Source organism: Chromohalobacter sp. 48-RD10, from assembly GCF_029889785.1.
Classification (GTDB): Bacteria; Pseudomonadota; Gammaproteobacteria; order Pseudomonadales; family Halomonadaceae; genus Chromohalobacter.
The window spans coordinates 121,395-138,186 of record NZ_JARANX010000003.1; the positions used below are offsets into that span (position 1 = coordinate 121,395).

General features: G+C 60.2%; 17 protein-coding genes, 1 tRNA gene and 1 pseudogene. 13 read left to right on the forward strand and 6 right to left on the reverse strand.

The window, feature by feature from the left end; genetic code table 11:
* Positions 1-9: 9 nt before the first annotated feature.
* Entirely contained in the window at positions 10-186 is a 177-nt protein-coding gene (ccmD, locus tag OP496_RS05480) for a heme exporter protein CcmD (protein ID WP_280562498.1), read from the forward strand.
* Positions 183-641, forward strand: coding sequence for a cytochrome c maturation protein CcmE (ccmE, locus tag OP496_RS05485; protein ID WP_280562499.1), 459 nt, complete (start codon positions 183-185; stop codon positions 639-641). Before ccmD ends, ccmE begins: the two co-directional genes overlap by 4 nt.
* A 143-nt stretch (positions 642-784) precedes the next feature.
* Here the strand turns inward: ccmE and OP496_RS05490 are convergent, their stop codons facing one another.
* Positions 785-1,216 (reverse strand): Arm DNA-binding domain-containing protein, encoded by a 432-nt coding sequence (locus OP496_RS05490; RefSeq protein ID WP_348522001.1) that lies wholly within the window; start codon positions 1,214-1,216, stop codon positions 785-787.
* Positions 1,217-1,365: 149 nt separating this feature from the next.
* Complete coding sequence (locus tag OP496_RS05495; protein WP_280562501.1) at positions 1,366-2,229, reverse strand: YicC/YloC family endoribonuclease; 864 nt, start codon at positions 2,227-2,229, stop codon at positions 1,366-1,368.
* A gap of 163 nt (positions 2,230-2,392) precedes the next feature.
* Here OP496_RS05495 and rph point away from each other — a divergent pair, with 163 nt between their 5' ends.
* Positions 2,393-3,115, forward strand: coding sequence for a ribonuclease PH (gene rph / locus OP496_RS05500; protein WP_280562502.1), 723 nt, complete (start codon positions 2,393-2,395; stop codon positions 3,113-3,115).
* 78 nt (positions 3,116-3,193) lie between these two features.
* Here the strand turns inward: rph and OP496_RS05505 are convergent, their stop codons facing one another.
* A complete protein-coding gene (locus OP496_RS05505; protein ID WP_280562503.1) occupies positions 3,194-3,961 on the reverse strand; it encodes an exodeoxyribonuclease III in 768 nt (255 codons plus the stop codon).
* 93 nt (positions 3,962-4,054) lie between these two features.
* On the opposite strand from OP496_RS05505, the gene pyrE reads away from it, so the two are divergent.
* The 8 genes from pyrE to OP496_RS05545 all read left to right on the forward strand — a co-directional run bounded on the left by pyrE (position 4,055) and on the right by OP496_RS05545 (position 10,188).
* On the forward strand, positions 4,055-4,741 hold the full coding sequence (gene pyrE / locus OP496_RS05510; RefSeq protein WP_280562504.1) for an orotate phosphoribosyltransferase: 687 nt from the start codon (positions 4,055-4,057) through the stop codon (positions 4,739-4,741).
* 80 nt (positions 4,742-4,821) lie between these two features.
* On the forward strand, positions 4,822-5,376 hold the full coding sequence (locus OP496_RS05515; protein WP_280562505.1) for a YfaZ family outer membrane protein: 555 nt from the start codon (positions 4,822-4,824) through the stop codon (positions 5,374-5,376).
* Positions 5,377-5,646: 270 nt separating this feature from the next.
* The gene (trmL, locus tag OP496_RS05520) at positions 5,647-6,150 is read left to right on the forward strand and encodes a tRNA (uridine(34)/cytosine(34)/5-carboxymethylaminomethyluridine(34)-2'-O)-methyltransferase TrmL (protein ID WP_280562506.1); all 504 of its coding nucleotides are present in this window, start codon (positions 5,647-5,649) and stop codon (positions 6,148-6,150) included.
* A complete protein-coding gene (rep, locus tag OP496_RS05525; protein ID WP_280562507.1) occupies positions 6,147-8,204 on the forward strand; it encodes a DNA helicase Rep in 2,058 nt (685 codons plus the stop codon). Before trmL ends, rep begins: the two co-directional genes overlap by 4 nt.
* Positions 8,205-8,249: 45 nt before the next feature.
* A complete protein-coding gene (locus tag OP496_RS05530) occupies positions 8,250-9,095 on the forward strand; it encodes a CoA ester lyase (RefSeq protein ID WP_280562508.1) in 846 nt (281 codons plus the stop codon).
* 21 nt (positions 9,096-9,116) lie between these two features.
* Positions 9,117-9,193, forward strand: a tRNA-Arg gene (locus OP496_RS05535).
* Positions 9,194-9,619: 426 nt separating this feature from the next.
* Entirely contained in the window at positions 9,620-9,898 is a 279-nt protein-coding gene (locus tag OP496_RS05540) for a type II toxin-antitoxin system RelE/ParE family toxin (protein WP_280562509.1), read from the forward strand.
* Between the two features lie 8 nt (positions 9,899-9,906).
* On the forward strand, positions 9,907-10,188 hold the full coding sequence (locus tag OP496_RS05545; protein ID WP_280562510.1) for a HigA family addiction module antitoxin: 282 nt from the start codon (positions 9,907-9,909) through the stop codon (positions 10,186-10,188).
* A 576-nt stretch (positions 10,189-10,764) separates the two neighbouring features.
* Here OP496_RS05545 and OP496_RS05550 read toward each other — a convergent pair.
* Together OP496_RS05550 and OP496_RS05555 are read right to left on the reverse strand one after the other, a co-directional pair.
* On the reverse strand, positions 10,765-12,279 hold the full coding sequence (locus OP496_RS05550) for an alpha-N-arabinofuranosidase (RefSeq protein ID WP_280562511.1): 1,515 nt from the start codon (positions 12,277-12,279) through the stop codon (positions 10,765-10,767).
* Positions 12,280-12,294: 15 nt separating this feature from the next.
* Complete coding sequence (locus OP496_RS05555) at positions 12,295-13,701, reverse strand: MFS transporter (protein ID WP_280562512.1); 1,407 nt, start codon at positions 13,699-13,701, stop codon at positions 12,295-12,297.
* Positions 13,702-14,070: 369 nt separating this feature from the next.
* On the opposite strand from OP496_RS05555, the gene dbpA reads away from it, so the two are divergent.
* Both dbpA and OP496_RS05565 read left to right on the forward strand, forming a co-directional pair.
* Positions 14,071-15,465, forward strand: coding sequence for an ATP-dependent RNA helicase DbpA (gene dbpA / locus OP496_RS05560; RefSeq protein WP_280562513.1), 1,395 nt, complete (start codon positions 14,071-14,073; stop codon positions 15,463-15,465).
* 82 nt (positions 15,466-15,547) lie between these two features.
* A pseudogene (locus OP496_RS05565) lies at positions 15,548-15,906 on the forward strand (hypothetical protein).
* An 89-nt stretch (positions 15,907-15,995) separates the two neighbouring features.
* Here OP496_RS05565 and otnI read toward each other — a convergent pair.
* Entirely contained in the window at positions 15,996-16,778 is a 783-nt protein-coding gene (gene otnI, locus OP496_RS05570; RefSeq protein WP_280562514.1) for a 2-oxo-tetronate isomerase, read from the reverse strand.
* Positions 16,779-16,792 lie beyond the last annotated feature (14 nt).

The following is a 16,792-nucleotide window of genomic DNA, read 5'->3' on the forward strand; positions in this document are numbered from 1 at the left end:
AATCCTGATATGGCTTTCGACTCTTTCCATGGCTTTCTTACCATGCACGGCTATGCAGAATATGTCTGGCCGGCCTGGGGCATGGCCGTATTGTTAATGTCCGGTCTGGTGACGGCGGCACGCAGTGAGCGCCGTCGGCTGATCGCTCGGCTTAAGCGCCGCCAACGACAGGCGGATGAGGCATGAAGGTACAGCGCAAACGTCGTTTGATACTCGTGATCGGGGTGATCGGATTAGTGGCGATTGCCGCGGGGCTGACACTCTATGCGCTGCGCTCCAACATCAACCTGTTTTTTACACCCGCCGAGGTGGCAGCAGGGAAAGCACCTTATGGACGTACGATGCGTATTGGGGGGATAGTCAAGGAGGACAGTGTCGTTCGTGAGAGCGATTCGCTGGAGGTTTCCTTCGTTGTCACCGATTTCGCCGAAGATGTCAGCGTTCGTTACGATGACATCTTGCCGGACCTATTTCGGGAAGGTCAGGGGGTGGTCGTGATTGGCAGATTGCACGATAACGGGAAGTTCATGGCTCAAAAGGTGCTTGCCAAGCATGATGAGAAGTACATGCCCCCTGAGGTGGCCGAGGCGCTGGAAGCTACAGGTAATTTGCCTGATAGAAGTGGAAAAACTTCAGGATAGCTTTCTGGAAATCCTAGATTCATAGAATAACTGCAGCACTTTGGGCCGCCAGGTAGCGGCAGGAAAGCCAGCGGCAGATCTTCAGAGTGCTTGGCATTCACAGCAGCACCGCCAGTCGCGAGTTGCGTCGTAATTCGAAGCTGTTAAACAAGTGGCGGAGCGGGGTTATCCCGTCGCCGAGATCGCCGCCCGGTCGGTCGCCCGCTATCGGCTATTCTCCGGACGATGGCCCTTACATCCATGGGGGTGACGCTCTCCAAGGTGAGGTTGCCAATAGAGGGTGCAATGTCCTTTTCAAAGATGCGCTTCGGTATATGAGGGTGCTTGAGGCGTTTCTCCAGATCCTGATGCCAGTCGCTGAACAGGTCCTGGACGGTATGGATGGTGGCCTTTTCCTCACGCTTGCGCTCTTCAATAGGATCGACCCCGTTGCGGATGATCCGCTGAGCTTCTACAGCTCGCTCGCGAGCTTTAGCCAACGAAAGGTCCGCGTATTTGTCCAGTGTCAATTCACGCCGCTTTCCGGCTAACGTATATCGAAGCATCCAGTAGGGCGCACCCTTCCGGGGGAGCATCAAGTACAGGCCATCGCTGTAGCGTCCCGGTGTCACCGTCCTTGATCAGAGCCTGGACCTTCCTGGCAGTAAAAATCCCCATCATTCTTTCCTGCAGCTGTTTATAGAAAAAACAATAACTTATTTTCTTTAATGGATGAGCGTGGACATTACTCAATATTCTGCACCTGCTCCCGCATCTGTTCGATCAACACCTTCAGCTCCACTGCGCAGCGGGTGGTGTCGGCGACGATGGATTTCGAGGAGAGGGTGTTGGCTTCACGGTTGAGTTCCTGCATCAGGAAGTCGAGGCGGCGACCGACGGGGCCCTTTTGCGTGAGCTGACGTTCGACTTCGGCTACGTGGGTCTCGAGCCGGTCGAGTTCTTCGGCGACATCGGCCTTCTGGGCGAGCAGGGCAATTTCGGTCTCGATGCGCTGGGGATCGAGCTCGGCCTTGAAGGCAGTCAGACGCTCGACTAGTTGCTGGCGCTGGCGTTCCAGAATCTCGGGCAGGTGGGCGCGGACCTCGGCGACCACGGCGCGCATGCCCTCTAGCCGATCGCGGATCAACTGCGCGAGGCGTTCGCCTTCGTGGGCGCGGCCGGCGATCAGGTCGTTCAGCGCGGCATCGAAAAGTGCGTGCGCAGCGTGCTGGACACGTTCGAGGTCGAGTCCGTCACTTTCGAGCACGCCGGGGTGATCGAGCAGTGCCAGGGCATCGGGCATGGCGGCATCGGGTACCTGTGCGCGTACCGTATCCAGTGCCTGGGCCAGGGTGGCCAGGCGTGTCTCGTTGACGCGGAGCGTGGTGTTGCCGTGGGCCGGTTCGAAGCGCAGGGTGCATTCGACCTTGCCGCGTGAGAGGCGCTTGCGCAACGCATCGCGATAATGCGGCTCAAGGTCGCGCAGATTATCCGGCAGGCGGAAATGCGGTTCCAGGTAACGCTGGTTCACCGAGCGCAACTCGAGCTGCAAGCTGCCCCAGTCGGCGTCCTGTGTCTGCCGGGTGAAGGCGGTCATGCTGTAAGCCATGCGATTCTCCTGCGCTGCGAAGCCATTCTTTAATCCTGCAGTCTAACCGATTCACGGTCCGCTTGAGGCCCGCTTGAGTGTAGAATGCGCGGATTGCTGCGGCGTGGCCGCGACTTGATTGTTCCGAACCTGGTTTTTTCGATCGACGATGCAGAGAGGTGGTATGCGCCCGAGTGGACGACAGCCCGATCAACCCCGCGAGATTACGCTCGAGCGGGACTATACGCGCCATGCGGAAGGTTCCGTATTGGTGAGCTTTGGTGATACCAAGGTGCTGTGCAATGCCAGCGTCGAAGCCGGCGTACCGCGCTGGCTGCGCGGTAAGCATCAGGGGTGGGTTACTGCGGAATACGGTATGCTGCCGCGCGCCACGCATACGCGCGGTGGGCGCGAGGCCACGCGCGGCAAGCAGGGTGGTCGCACGCTGGAGATTCAGCGCTTGATCGGCCGTTCGCTGCGCACGGTGGTGGATCTCAAGAAACTCGGCGAATTCACGATCACCGTGGATTGCGACGTGATCCAGGCCGATGGCGGTACACGCACGGCGTCGATCACCGGCGGCTGCGTGGCGCTGGTGGACGCGATCCATCACCTGCAGCGCGAGAAGCTGATCAAGAAGGATCCCTTCAAGCAATTGGTGAGCTCGGTGTCGGTGGGCATCTTCAAGGGCCAGCCGGTGGTGGATCTCGACTATCCCGAGGACAGCACGGCAGGCACCGACATGAACGTGGTCATGGCCGAAGATGGCGGTTTGATCGAGGTCCAGGGCACCGCCGAAACGGCGACGTTCACCCGTCAGGAGCTCAATGCGATGCTCGATCTGGCCGAAGGCGCCGGAAGTAAGCTGTTCGCCCATCAGCGCGAGGCGCTGGGCTTTCGCGACTGATCGCGGACGCTAGCATGCGGCAAGAACGCACGACGCCGGCCTGGGGCCGGCGTCATCATTTGCGCGGGACCGGCGACGTTACAGGTCGAGATCGTACTCGACGATGAGCGGCGCGAATTCAGAGAAAGTGGCGTCGCGGTCGATCCAGGCATCCACCACGTGGCGGCGGAAGTCGGGGCCGACGATCTGATAGTCGAGGCGCCAGCCTTCCTGACGCATGCGAGGCACGTCCTGATCGAGCTTGGGCCACCAGGTATACTGGCTGGCATCGCGATTGACCTCGCGGAAGGTATCGATATAGCCCATCGGCCCGAAAACCTGATCCATCCACGCACGCTCTTCGGGACGAAAGCCAGGGGTAGTCTGATTATCGGCCCAGTTGGCAAGATCGATGGTCTTGTGCGCGATGTGCCAAGTACCGCAGATGATGTACTCGCGGCGCTTTTTGATCATCTTGTTGAGATATTCCTGATACTGGCTCATGAAGGACTGCTTGGCCTCCATGTCGCTGCCGTCGGGCATCAGGAAGCTGGCGATGCTGAAGCGGTCGTAATCGGCCTGCAGGAAGCGCGCTTCGTTATCGCACTGGGGAAAGCCCAGCCCGTACATGATGGCCTTGGGAATCTTGCGGCAATAAAGTCCTACACCCGAGAAACCGTCTTCCTCGGCATCCAGGAAATAGCCTTCGTATCCCTCGGGGAAAAGAATGCTGTCGTCGAGTTCGAAGCTTTTGGCCTTGAGGTTCTGGACGCAGATGACGTCGGCGTCCTGGTTGGCCAGCCAGTCGAGAAACCCCCTCCCGACCGCTTCGCGGATTCCGTTGACATTGATGCTGGCGATTTTCATACATGGCCCCTTTTTCGTCGCGCGTGTATGATACCTGAGCTTTCGACGTTTAGGTAAATGTGTAATAGCGATCAGGGTGATAGGGAGTCCGGCGTGACCGCGCAACTGCAACCATATCAGCAGGAGTTCATCGAATTCGCCATCGAAGAAGGCGTGCTCAAGTTCGGTGAATTCACCCTCAAGTCCGGGCGGGTCAGCCCCTATTTCTTCAACGCCGGTCTGTTCAAGAGCGGCCGAGCCCTGGCGTGTCTGGGCCGCTTCTATGCGCAGGCCATCGCGCATAGCGGTATTGAAGCGGATGTGCTCTTCGGCCCCGCCTACAAGGGCATCCCGCTTGCTACGACCACAGCCGTGGCACTGGCCGACCATCATGACCGCGACTTGCCGTTCGCGTTCAACCGCAAGGAAGCCAAGGACCACGGCGAAGGCGGCAACATCGTCGGCGCTGCGCTCGCCGGGCGGGTGCTGATCATCGACGACGTCATCACTGCGGGTACTGCGATCCGCGAGGTCATGGACCTGATCGATGCCGCCGATGCCCAGGCGGCGGGCGTGGTCATCGCCCTCGATCGTCAGGAGTGCGGCCAGGCCGAAGAGGGCGTTCAGCGCCGCAGCGCCATCCAAGAGGTCGAGGCACGCTACGCCATGCCGGTCGTGAGTATCGTCACGCTCGACCAGGTGCTGATCTATCTCGAAACCCATGCCGGTGACGATCTCAAGCCTCATGCCGAGGCCATTCGTGCGTATCGTGATCGATACGGTGTGCGGCTCGACGGATAAGGTTTGAAAACGGCGTTTTTAAACTGATGCGATTATGCCATAGTGATGGCAGTGTTCACCATTTTTTGCGGGAGTACCTCATGATCAAGTCACTCGGTTTCGCGCTCACCTCCGCCGGCCTCCTGCTGGCCAGCCAGCAGGCCATGGCGCTCAGCGCTTCCGCCAACGCGGGTGCTGATTCACAGGGGATCGAGGCGAGCCAGAGCATCTTCCCTACCCTGCGCGCTAGTGTCGGCTACTTCACCTCGGACGATAGCGGTCATGACGCGGACGCTTATTCCGGGTCGTTGATGTTTTCGCCCTATCTGCCGCTGGTCGATCTCTCGGTGGGCGCGCGCTATCAATACCAGGACACGCACTTCGGCGACGGTGGTGGCGTCGGGCTCGGCGGTTCGGCCTACGTCGATACGCCGATTCCGCTGACCTCGGTGGGCGGCTACGGCTTTTATACGCCGGACGGCCTGAGCCACGGCGACATCGAGAAGAGCTACGAGTACGGTGCCCAGGCCCGCGTCAACGTTGTCTCGCAGACATACCTTTATGGCGGCTATCGCTACTATCGCACCGACTTCGATGAGAGCGGCGAGCATACACTCGATAGCGGGCCGGTTCTGGGTGTCAGCGTCGGCTTTTAAGGGCGTCCCGGCTGCGCCGTTGGCTGTAAGCCATAAGCTTTAAGCTGGAAGAAAGATCAACAGCACAATCTGTGGCTACGAGCTACGAGCTACGAGCTACGAGCTACGAGCTACGAGCTACGAGCTACGAGCGTTGGCGCCGGCCCCGGGCGCTACAAAGAATATTTGAGCGTCGGTTCCGAGGCGCTGCAGAAAGAATATCGGCGTCCCATTCGGGGCGCCGATTGCGTATCATGCAGGCACATCGCCGCCATTGGCAGAGTGATCCTCATGCTCGATATCGTACTCTTTGAGCCTGAAATTCCGCCCAACACGGGCAATCTCATCCGTTTGTGCGCCAACACCGGCTTTCGTCTTCATCTCATCGAGCCGCTGGGCTTCGCGCTCGACGACAAACGTCTGCGTCGCGCCGGGCTCGATTATCACGAGTGGGCGCGGGTCAAGGTGCATGCCGACTGGGATGCCTTCCTGGAAAGCGTGCAGCCAGCGCGCGTGCTGGCGGTGTCCACGCGTGGTCGCACCGGGTATCACGACGTCGCCTATCGGGAAGGCGATGCGCTGGTCTTCGGTCCCGAAACTCGCGGTCTCCCGCAGACGATGCTGGAGGCTCTGCCGGAAGCGCAACGTCTGCGCATCCCCATGCTGCCGGATAGCCGTAGCCTGAACCTCTCCAACGCCTGCGCGATCCTGGTCTATGAGGCCTGGCGTCAGCTCGAGTTCACCGGGGCCGCCCCCGTGGCGGGCGTGAATGCGACGGAAACGGTTCACGCATGAGTCTCCCCATCTCAATCCATAAGCGCATTGCCGGCCTCAATCCGCGCCAGCAGGAAGCGGTTCGTTATATCGATGGCCCGTGCCTGGTGCTGGCGGGTGCCGGGTCAGGCAAGACCAGCGTGATCACTACCAAGATCGCTTATCTGGTGCAGGAATGCGGGATGAGCGCGCGCAAGATCGCGGCGGTGACCTTCACCAACAAGGCGGCGCGCGAGATGAAGGAGCGCGTGGGGGAGATGCTCAAGGGACGCGAGGGCCACGGCTTGACGGTGTCGACCTTCCACACCCTGGGGCTCAATATCATTCGTGGCGAATTGAAGACGCTGGGCTACAAACCGGGCTTTTCGCTGTTTGACCCCGAGGATGCCAAGGCACTGCTGCGCGACTTGATGCAGAAGGAAGCGGATACCGACGCCGAGCAGATCAACGCGGTGCAGAGCCAGATCTCGCAGTGGAAGAACGATCTGGTGTTACCGGGGCAGGCGATTTCCCATGCTGCGGATGAGGACGCGCAGTACGCGGCACGGGTGTACGAAGCCTATAACCGCCACCTCAAGGCCTACAATGCCGTCGACTTCGACGACCTGATCCTGCTGCCGGTGGTCCTGCTGCGCGACAATCCCGACGCCTTGGCCCGCTGGCAACGTAAGATCCACTACATGCTGGTCGACGAGTATCAGGACACTAACGTCAGCCAGTATCAGTTGGTCAAATTGCTGATGGCCGAGCGCGCCACCTTCACCGTGGTCGGCGACGACGATCAGTCGATCTACGCCTGGCGCGGGGCGCGGCCCGAGAACCTGGTGACGCTGGGCGAGGACTTTGCGCGTCTCAACGTGATCAAGCTGGAGCAGAACTATCGCTCCACCGGGATCATCCTGCGCGCGGCGAATACGCTGATTGGCCACAATCCCCACGTCTATGAAAAGACGCTGTGGTCGGAGATGGGCCAGGGCCATGCCATTCGCGTCATCGTCAATCGCCACGAGGAAGCCGAGGCCGAGCGCGTGGCCAGCGAGATCCTCACCCGGCGCATCAAGGAGCGCGCCGAGTGGCGCGACTTCGCCGTACTGTATCGCGGCAACTTCCAGGCACGACTGCTGGAACTCAAGCTCCAGCATTACCAGATTCCCTACAAGCTCTCCGGCGGCACGTCGTTCTTCTCGCGCAATGAGATCAAGGACGCAATGGCGTATCTGCGCTTGCTGATCAACCCCGGCGACGACAACGCCTTCCTGCGTATCGTCAACGTGCCGCGTCGCGAGGTCGGCCCCGGGACGCTGGAAAAGCTTGCCAACTACGCCACCGAGCGGCATGTATCCTTGTTCGCCGCCTGCCACGAAATCGGTCTCGAACAGGTCCTGCCGACGCGTGCCGTGGAGCGCCTGTCGCGCTTCACGCACTTCATCGACGGGGTGCGCCGGCGCATGGACCAAGGCGACGCTATCGCGGCGATTCGCGAAATGCTGCATGACATGGATTACGAAGCCTGGCTGTTCCAGAACGCCAGCGCCCCGACCGTCGCCGAGCGGCGCATGGCCAATGTGTGGACGCTAGTCGACCAGCTCGAGAAGTCGATGCACCGGGACGACGAAGATGGCGAGGCCTCCGAGGAGACCGACGACGTACAGTCGGCCATATCGCGCCTGGTGCTGCGCGATATCCTCGAGCAACAAGCCGAGGAAGACGACTCCGACCGGGTGCAGCTACTCACCATGCATGCCTCCAAGGGGTTGGAGTTCCCCCACGTTTATCTGATGGGGCTGGAGGAAGACTTACTGCCGCATCGTAACGCGATCGAGACGGGCACCATCGAAGAAGAACGCCGCCTTGCCTATGTCGGCATCACCCGCGCGCGGCGCACGCTAACCCTGACGTTGGCCCGTCAGCGCAAGACCTACGGCGAGCTGCTGGATTGCACCCCCAGCCGCTTCCTCGAGGAACTTCCGCCGGATGACCTGGAATGGGAAGGGCGCGCCGACAAGGAAGACCCCGAGAAAAAGCAGGCGCGCGGCCAGGACGCCCTGGCGGGTATCCGTTCGCTGTTGGGATAGTGCGCCATCACCTAAAAGATCAATGCATCACTGATGGAGCCTTTTATGAACCCGCACGCCCTGCGCTCTCTTCTATTCGTGCCGGCCACTCGGCCGGATCGCATCGCCAAGGCCTTGGCTAGCGCGGCGGATGCCATCATCGTCGATCTAGAAGACGCCGTCGCCGACAGTGACAAGGCCAACGCTCGAGATACGCTCGAGGCATTCCTGGCGGATAATCCTCAGGCTTCGCTCATAGTGCGCGTCAATGCTCCTGGCTCTCCGCACCATGCCCCCGATCTGTCGCTATGCGCGCGCCAGGCGGCCATCACGCAGCTGCTCGTGCCCAAGGCCGAATCCTGCCAGGCACTGGCAAAGGCCGCTGCCTGCGACAAGCCGCTTTGGCTGCAGATCGAAACCGCACAAGGCCTGTTGGCGTTGCCCAGCCTGGCGGGTATGGCAGGTGTCGAGCGGTTGAGTTTTGGGGTCCTGGATATGATCACCGAGCTGGGGCTGACGCCCGACACGCCGGGCGCTCGGCAAATGCTCGATCAGGGGCGTTATCAACTGGTGGTCCATTCGCGTGCCGCGGGCCTGGCCGCGCCGCTCGAAAGCCCTCATCCCGCCATCGACGACACGGCTGCCGTGGCGCAAACGGCCGTTCACGCCAAGGAGATGGGCTTCGCCGGTATGCTATGCATTCATCCCCGGCAGTTGCCCGCCATCAATCAAGCGTTTTCCCCCAGCGAGGCCGACCTCGCCTGGGCCAGGCAAGTGGTCGACGGTGCCAGCCACCAGGCAGGCGCGTTCAGTGTCGAAGGTCAGATGGTCGACGCGCCGGTCATCTGCCGCGCCCAAGGCATCCTCGCCAAGCACGAAGCGGGCGTTCGCGGTGGACAACCCCTGTCCTGACGCAGTAGGATATGTCGCGTTCCGCCCTTAGCTCAGCTGGATAGAGCGTTGCCCTCCGGAGGCAAAGGTCGAAGGTTCGAATCCTTCAGGGCGGGCCACGAATCGATGCAAAGCCCGCGAGTTCTCTCGCGGGCTTTTTCGTTTTTAGCCTCGCCATTTGTAACCACTCTGGTAATCACTCGCTGCAAAGCTCGGCACTTGAAAGCCACTCCTTGGCCATACTGATCGTCGCATTGGTCGAGGCCAGCCATACCTCGACAGTTCCCTCGACGCTTCACGCAGCGGATGACCACGCCTCACATTTGGGGACAGCCTTTTCTCCATTTGGAATGGATCAATACCTGAGCCCAGCTCCGCCGATGCTGAGCTCTGGTGGAAACCGTGCTGGAAACCTCGACCGTCATGCAGATTTGCATATCGCCCAGCGGGCCTTACTCGGAGTCATCCTCTTGCCCTGGGCAGGCGACGGCGGGCGAAGGAACTTTCCTCTTGTGTCACGTATAGTGAAGCTATACGCTTTTCATATGATCAAGAGCTTCCGACACAAGGGCCTGCGCAAGTTCTTCGAGACCGGCTCAACTGCCGGCATCCAGGCCAAGCACGCGACCAAGCTGCAAATCCAGCTCACCGCGCTGGATAGCGCGAAATGCCCCGAAGACATGAATGCGCCAGGCTGGAAGCTGCATCCGCTCAAGGGCAACTTGCGCGGACACTGGACTATCACCGTCAACGGGAACTGGCGACTCACATTCACCTTCGATGGCGAGAATGCCATCTTGGTGGACTATCAGGATTACCACTAGGAGGTCGCATGAACCGCATGCACAACCCCGCGCACCCAGGTGCCGTGTTGCGCGAGTACATCGGCGATATCTCAGTCACCGAGGCTGCCAAGCGCCTGGGTGTAACGCGTGCCGCGCTTTCTCGCATTCTCAACGGCAATGCCGGTATTTCGGCAGATATGGCGCTGCGACTTGAGAAGGCCCTTGGCACCAGTGCCGAGATGTGGCTGGAGATGCAACTCAAGCACGAGCTGTGGCAAGCGTTACAACTCCCCCGTGCTCACGTAGAACCTTTGCACGCAGCAAGCTGACAGCCCGACCGGCTCGCCGCCGCACTCACTTCGCCGTAGCGGGAGTGATGATCCTTAGTGGCGGGGCTAGCCCTGGTATTCACAGAGCTTTCGATTTGAGCCCATGCGAGACGATTGCTGTAGCAACCCCTCAACCTCGGAACCGGAACAGCCAAACCTTTCCCAAGCCTCTTGGCATGCTGTGTCTGAATGATCCACCACGTAGAACAAGCCATCCTGATAGCCGCCACCATCACGGATAGGTTCGTTCCGGCTCGAGTTCACCTTATCCTCCGTATCGAGGCGCATTTGAAGGGTGTTGCAAGATCCGGCAGCCTGGAGCGCGAAGCCAAATTGCTCAGGTGTCGGCGCATTACTAGCCATCGCCGAGCCACATCCTGCGAGTGCTACCATTAGCACTGCTGACCACTTCTTCATGATTCACCCTGCCGACTCAAGATAAAAGAGTAGTCACTGACTGTTTGGGCTGCTTTATCCATACCGCTATCAACCATACCGTACTCTTGAGAGGGGTCATCCATATCTCGCGGGCTTTTTTCGTTTTCAGCGCTTGCCTTTATGCTGTCGAGTGACGTCTCACTCGGCTACGTCCAGACGCACCATGTGATAACTCAGCGGTGCGACCTTGCCCTCGAGTGTCGTGCCAGCGACGCTGAGCCCCTGGCCGGGCGTCGGCCGAATATGATCGGGGCGCTCGGCGGTGTTGGCTGCCTTCATGTCAGGATAATCGATGCTCTGATGATCCATGATCCGGCAAGACGTGAAACCGCCCAGGTCGACATCGAACGCGAGTGAATCGCTGGGATGGCGATTGATGATGAATAGAGTGATGGCCGCGTGCGCTTCGTCGTGAACGGCGGACACGTCCAGATAAGGGACGTCACCGAGCTCATCCACCGGATAGGTGGGGCTGTCGACGGCCAGCTGTAGGGCCTTGCCGCGACCGAAGCGGGAGGCGAAATACAGCGGATAGAAGATCGTCTGGCGCCAGGCGCCGCCATCGCTTTCGGTCATGATTGGGGCGATGACGTTGACCAACTGAGCGATGCAGGCGATACGCACGCGGTCGGAACGCCGGATGAAGGTATTGAGCACGCAGCCGATCAGCAGCGCATCCTCGACGTTGTAGGCGTCTTCGAGGATCGCCGGTGCGAAGGGCCAGTCATTGCCCTGCAGGATGCGCTTGTCGCGCTCGGTGCTGTGATACCAGACGTTCCACTCATCGAAGCAGATGTGCACATCTTTGGTGGAGCGCTTCTTGGCCTTGATGTAGTCGATCACGCCGGCAATCGAGCCGATATAACGGTCGAGCTTTTCGCTGAGTGCCAGGTAGCTGCCCAGGTCGTCGGCATAGTTGGTGAAGTACATGTGCAGCGAGATGTGGTCGACCGTTTCGTAGCAGTGGTCGAGCACGGTCGCTTCCCATTCGGGATAACTGGCCATGTCGGGGTTGGAGGAGCCGCAGGCGACCAGTTCGAGACTGCTGTCGTAGGCCTTCAGCGCCTTGCCGGTCTCGTTGGCGAGGTGGCCGTATTCATCGGCATTCTTGTGACCGACCTGCCAGGGGCCGTCCATCTCGTTGCCCAGGCACCACAACTTGACGTCCCAGGGTTCCTGGCGTCCGTTGCGAATCCGCAGATCGCTCCAGGCGCTGCCCCCGGGATGGTTGACGTATTCGAGGAAGTTGCGGGCGGCGTCGATACCGCGTGAGCCGAGATTGACCGCCAGCATCATGTCGATGCCGGCCAGCTCGCACCAGTCGGCGAATTCGTGAATGCCGACTTGGTTGGACTCGCGACTGTGCCAGGCTAAGTCGAGCCGTACCGGGCGTTCCTCACGCGGGCCGATACCATCTTCCCAGTTGTAGGCAGAGACGAAGTTGCCGCCCGGATAGCGCACGATAGGCGGCGCAAGTTCCTTGACCATGCCCAGCACGTCGCGGCGGAAACTATTGTCGTCTGCCTTGGGGTGGCCGGGCTCGTAGATGCCGCTATAGATGGCTCGGCCCATGTGTTCGAGGAAGGCGCCGTAGAGGCGGTCGTCGATCTCGCTGATAACGAAGTTGCGGTGCAGGGTGACGCGAGTATGCATGATGATCCCCTTGGCTTATGTTCGGGAAAAGGCGGAACCGCTGGCGGTAGAAGTAGACACATCAATGTCGTTTTGTTCGCCCTTGCGGGACTCAAGGTCATGACGAATATCATCCATTGCACGGTCATCAAGGCCGAAGAGCCAAATGGCAATAGCGAGCACGAAACTGATAGCGGCAGGGATGAGTGTCAGCATTAAACTGATGGCGTTGAGGGCACTTGCGCTTTGCTGATCGACACCCGCTTGGTAACCGCCCCAGGACAGCAGGAAACCAATCATTCCACCTGAAAAAGCAAGTCCTAGCTTGAGGAAGAACAAATTGCCGGCGAAGGAGACGCCGGTGTTACGCGTACCGGTTTTCCACTCACCATAATCCTCGGCGTCAGCCATCAATGCCCAAGAGATCGGTGTACCGATGCCGTGCATGAAGTTGACGATAATGAACAGTACGGTGGCTAGAAGCATCCAGCTACCTGGTACTAAGTACAGCAGTACTGAGGCGAGAATCAGCGCGCAGGTGCTGGCCAGGAAGACGCGGCGCTTGCTGAAACGATTGCTGAACCAGGTCGAAATGGCGGTGCCGGCGATCTTGCCGACGACGCCAGAGGTCACGAATACGGAAATGCCGGTAGCACCTAGGCCCAACACGTAGGTGGCGAAGTAGATCGCCGCGCCTTGACGCAGGAAAAACTGCAATGCCTGCAGGAAGGTTATGCCCAGGATGATCCGCCATTTCTCGTTCTTGGCTAACGCCTTGAGCGTTGTCATCAGGCGCTCCTGCTGCTTGGGGGGTGGTTGGATGCGTTCTCTGACCGTGGTGAAGCAGAAACCGAACATGGCGAGTGCGATTACCGACATGATCGCCATGGTGTACTGAAATCCCTGTGCTTCATCACCGTTGCCTAGCAACTCGACCAATGGCATTAGGCCGCTATTGAGAATCAGGTAGGCCACGCCGACGAGGATAAAGCGCCAGGACTGAAACGATACACGCTCGCGGTGATCGTCGGTGATTACACCACCCAGCGCGCAGTAGGGAATGTTCACAGCCGTATAGAGGAGCGACATCGCAAAGTAGGTGGCGAAGGCGTAGACAATCTTGGCGTTCTCTGACCACTCGGGAGAGGTGAACATCAGAATGCAAGCGGCGGCCAAGGGCACGGGGATAAACAGTATATAGGGGCGGAAACGCCCCCAGCGGCTGCGTGTGCGGTCGGCAAGTGTGCCCATGAGCGGATCGGTGATGGCATCCACGAAGCGCATGGAAATGAAGATAGTGCCGACGACGGCCGGCGAAATCCCATAGACGTCGGTATAGAAATAGGAGAGATACATGACCACTGCAGCAAAGGTCATGTTATTGCCGGCGTCCCCCATACCGAAACCGATTTTCTCCTTCACGCTGAGCTTGGCGTTACGCATCGCGGGCTCCCGAGGGCTTGTCCTTTATTGAGCTTGCGAAGCGTAGGCGTACTCTTGGTATTCTATCTAATATATGTATTTCTTGTTTTTGATACTTGAAAAGTTATTGGTGAAACGAGAGTGGTCTATGACAAACACTTCTGTATTTAATGCGACCAAAGGCGCGCGACTAAAGTAGTGTCAGATAATGCGTGATTGCTTGCTGCCCCGTCCGTTGCCCTTCGATTCTTGACTGTTGCATTGGCTTGCGCACGCCGCTGGCGCGATTCTGTTATCCTGCCGCCATTCCATCCTTGGCCCTTAACCCGCTATCACGCGCTGCCCATTCGCGCGCATGGCGTGGCCAGCTTCACGACAGGATTTGCCGCCGTGTCCGATTCGCCATCATCCGATTTTGCTACCTTGCCGCTGGCGCCCGCGCTGCTCGCTAACCTGGATTCGTTGGACTATCACGCGATGACGCCGATCCAGGCCGAGAGCCTGCCGGCGATCCTCGACGGACGCGACGTGATCGGTCAGGGCCAGACCGGTTCGGGCAAGACCGCCGCATTCGGCCTGGGGGTGCTCTCCAGGCTCGAGACCAAGACGTTTCGCGTGCAAGGGTTGGTGCTGTGCCCAACCCGTGAGCTGGCGGACCAGGTTGCCGGCGAGCTGCGCCGGTTGGCGCGCGGGCTCGGCAACGTCAAGGTATTGACGCTGTGCGGTGGGGCGCCGCTCAAGCCGCAGCGCGACTCGCTGGAGCACGGCGCGCATGTAGTGGTGGGTACGCCGGGACGGATCGAGGAGCATCTGCGCAAGGGCTCGCTGGCACTCGACGCACTGAGCACGCTGGTGCTGGATGAAGCCGATCGCATGCTGGACATGGGCTTTCAGGCGTCGATCGAAGCGATCGTCGGTCAGGCACCGGTCGCGCGCCAGACGCTGTTGTTCAGTGCCACCTACGGTGCGGGCATTCGGCCCATCGCCGAGCGCATGATGCGCAAGCCGCTCGCCGTCGAGGTCGCTTCGACGCACGATGACACCAGCATCCGCCAGCATTTCTATCGCGTCGCGGACGAAGACGCCCGCGTGCCGGCACTAGAATGCTTGTTGCTCAACATCCGCCCCGAATCCAGCGTGGTGTTCTGTAACACCAAGCGCGAGACTCTGGAGGTGGCTGACGCCCTGAACGCGGCGGGCTTTTCCGCGTTGGCGCTCAACGGCGACCTGGAGCAGCCCGACCGCGACCGTATTCTGGCGATGTTCGCCAACAAGAGCGTGTCGGTCCTGGTCGCCACCGACGTGGCGGCACGCGGGCTGGATATCGATGCGCTGGATGCGGTATTCAATTATCAAATCGCCCGCGAACTCGAGGTGCACGTGCACCGCATCGGACGCACCGGTCGGGCCGGCGGGAGTGGCGTGGCCTGCACGCTGGTCGCCGAGAGCGAATATTACCGGCTCGACAAGCTTGGCGATTTTCTCGGTGAGTCGCTGGCCTGCGAGCCGTTGCCGCCGCTGCGTGGCGACGCGCGTCCGTTCACGCCACGCATGGCGACGCTGCAACTCGGCGCTGGCAAAAAGCAGAAGGTGCGCCCGGGCGACATCCTCGGCGCGTTGACCGGCGAGGGCGGTATCGCCGGCGATCAAGTCGGCAAGATCCAAGTCACCGACCGCAGCGCTTTTGTCGCCGTCGAGCGCAAGGTCGTCCGCGCTGCACTCGATCAACTCGCTAATGGGCGGATCAAGGGACGGTCGTTTCGGGCGCGCCGTGTCACTCGTTAGTCGGGTCTCGTGGGAGCGAATTCATTCGCGGTGCCGAGGCGAGGCTCTGCCGATTATTGGCTCATGCTCTATATAAGGTGATATGAAAGTACCTACACGACTCCAGCCGCTGCTCGAAGATGGACTGATCGACGAAGTCGTCAGCCAGTTGATGAGCGGCAAGGAAGCCCAGGTTTACGTCGTGCGCTGCGGTGACGAGCTGCGTTGTGCCCCAGCTTGGCAAGGTGGCGCTTCGAGCCGGCGCTGCTGAATACCGACTACGGCAAGGAAATCTGGGCGCTTTATGAAGCGGGCGAGTTGCACCCGGATAGCCGGCTCACCGGGCACTTCGAGCCCGATACCTACGATGTTGACGTGATGGAGCTGGTGGCGGTGATCGACGACGCCCGCGAAGAAGCCGAGGAGCGTTGCGAACGTGACGATCTAGAGGACGACGACTGAGTTACCGGCTGGCGCTGGGGGAGGCAGAGGTATCCTGAAGCGCCGAGTATGGTCTCTCCAAGCGTATCGGCCACGCTCTCAAGTAAGCGTTATTTCCGCTGCCACGCCTCGAACCACCTGAGCCCCGCCCGCGTGCCGGCGCGCGGCTTGTACTCGCAGCCGATCCAGCCCGCGAAACCGTCTGCATCCAACTGCTCGAACAGCCATGGATAATTCACTTCGCCCGTATCGGGTTCATGGCGCTCGGGCACGCCGGCGATCTGGATGTGGCCGACGCCCGCGCGATGACGCTGATAGGTGGTCCAGATATCTCCGTCCATGATCTGGGTGTGGTAGAAATCCATCTGCACCTTGACGTTGGGCTCGCCCAGTTCGGCCACGATGGCATGGCCTTCGGCTTGATGATTGAGGAAGTACCCCGGCATGTCGCGGGTATTGATGGGTTCGATCAGCAGCTCGAGGTCGTGTTCGGCGAGGCGACGGGCGGCATGGCGCAGGTTTGCCAAATACACCTCACGCAATGTTTCCCGTGAAACATTCTCGGGCGCCAGCCCCGCCATGGCATGGACGCGAGGACAGCCGAGCGCGATCGCGTAGTGCAACGCGGTTTCGACGCTGTCGCGAAATTCCGCCTCACGTCCCGGTAGGGCGGCGATCCCGCGCTCGCCGGCGTCCCAGTCGCCCGGCGGCAGGTTGAACAGCACTTGTTGCAAGCCATGATGCTTGAGTTCGGCGGCGATGGCGTCGGCCTCGAACGCATAGGGGAAAAGGAACTCGACCCCTTCGAAGCCGCAGGCGGCGGCCTCGGCGAAGCGCTCCATGAAGGGCACCTCATTGAACATCATGGACAGGTTGGCGGCAAAGCGGGGCATGTGGAACTCCTTTC

Excerpts from the sequence above, each read along its gene's own strand:
- ccmD (WP_280562498.1), top strand. The coding sequence starts at position 10 with ATGGCTTTCGACTCTTTCCATGGCTTTCTTACCATGCACGGCTATGCA.
- ccmE (WP_280562499.1), top strand. The coding sequence starts at position 183 with ATGAAGGTACAGCGCAAACGTCGTTTGATACTCGTGATCGGGGTGATC.
- OP496_RS05490 (WP_348522001.1), bottom strand. The coding sequence starts at position 1,216 with ATGCTCCCCCGGAAGGGTGCGCCCTACTGGATGCTTCGATATACGTTA.
- OP496_RS05495 (WP_280562501.1), bottom strand. The coding sequence starts at position 2,229 with ATGGCTTACAGCATGACCGCCTTCACCCGGCAGACACAGGACGCCGAC.
- rph (WP_280562502.1), top strand. The coding sequence starts at position 2,393 with ATGCGCCCGAGTGGACGACAGCCCGATCAACCCCGCGAGATTACGCTC.
- OP496_RS05505 (WP_280562503.1), bottom strand. The coding sequence starts at position 3,961 with ATGAAAATCGCCAGCATCAATGTCAACGGAATCCGCGAAGCGGTCGGG.
- OP496_RS05515 (WP_280562505.1), top strand. The coding sequence starts at position 4,822 with ATGATCAAGTCACTCGGTTTCGCGCTCACCTCCGCCGGCCTCCTGCTG.
- trmL (WP_280562506.1), top strand. The coding sequence starts at position 5,647 with ATGCTCGATATCGTACTCTTTGAGCCTGAAATTCCGCCCAACACGGGC.
- rep (WP_280562507.1), top strand. The coding sequence starts at position 6,147 with ATGAGTCTCCCCATCTCAATCCATAAGCGCATTGCCGGCCTCAATCCG.
- OP496_RS05530 (WP_280562508.1), top strand. The coding sequence starts at position 8,250 with ATGAACCCGCACGCCCTGCGCTCTCTTCTATTCGTGCCGGCCACTCGG.
- OP496_RS05540 (WP_280562509.1), top strand. The coding sequence starts at position 9,620 with ATGATCAAGAGCTTCCGACACAAGGGCCTGCGCAAGTTCTTCGAGACC.
- OP496_RS05545 (WP_280562510.1), top strand. The coding sequence starts at position 9,907 with ATGAACCGCATGCACAACCCCGCGCACCCAGGTGCCGTGTTGCGCGAG.
- OP496_RS05550 (WP_280562511.1), bottom strand. The coding sequence starts at position 12,279 with ATGCATACTCGCGTCACCCTGCACCGCAACTTCGTTATCAGCGAGATC.
- OP496_RS05555 (WP_280562512.1), bottom strand. The coding sequence starts at position 13,701 with ATGCGTAACGCCAAGCTCAGCGTGAAGGAGAAAATCGGTTTCGGTATG.
- otnI (WP_280562514.1), bottom strand. The coding sequence starts at position 16,778 with ATGCCCCGCTTTGCCGCCAACCTGTCCATGATGTTCAATGAGGTGCCC.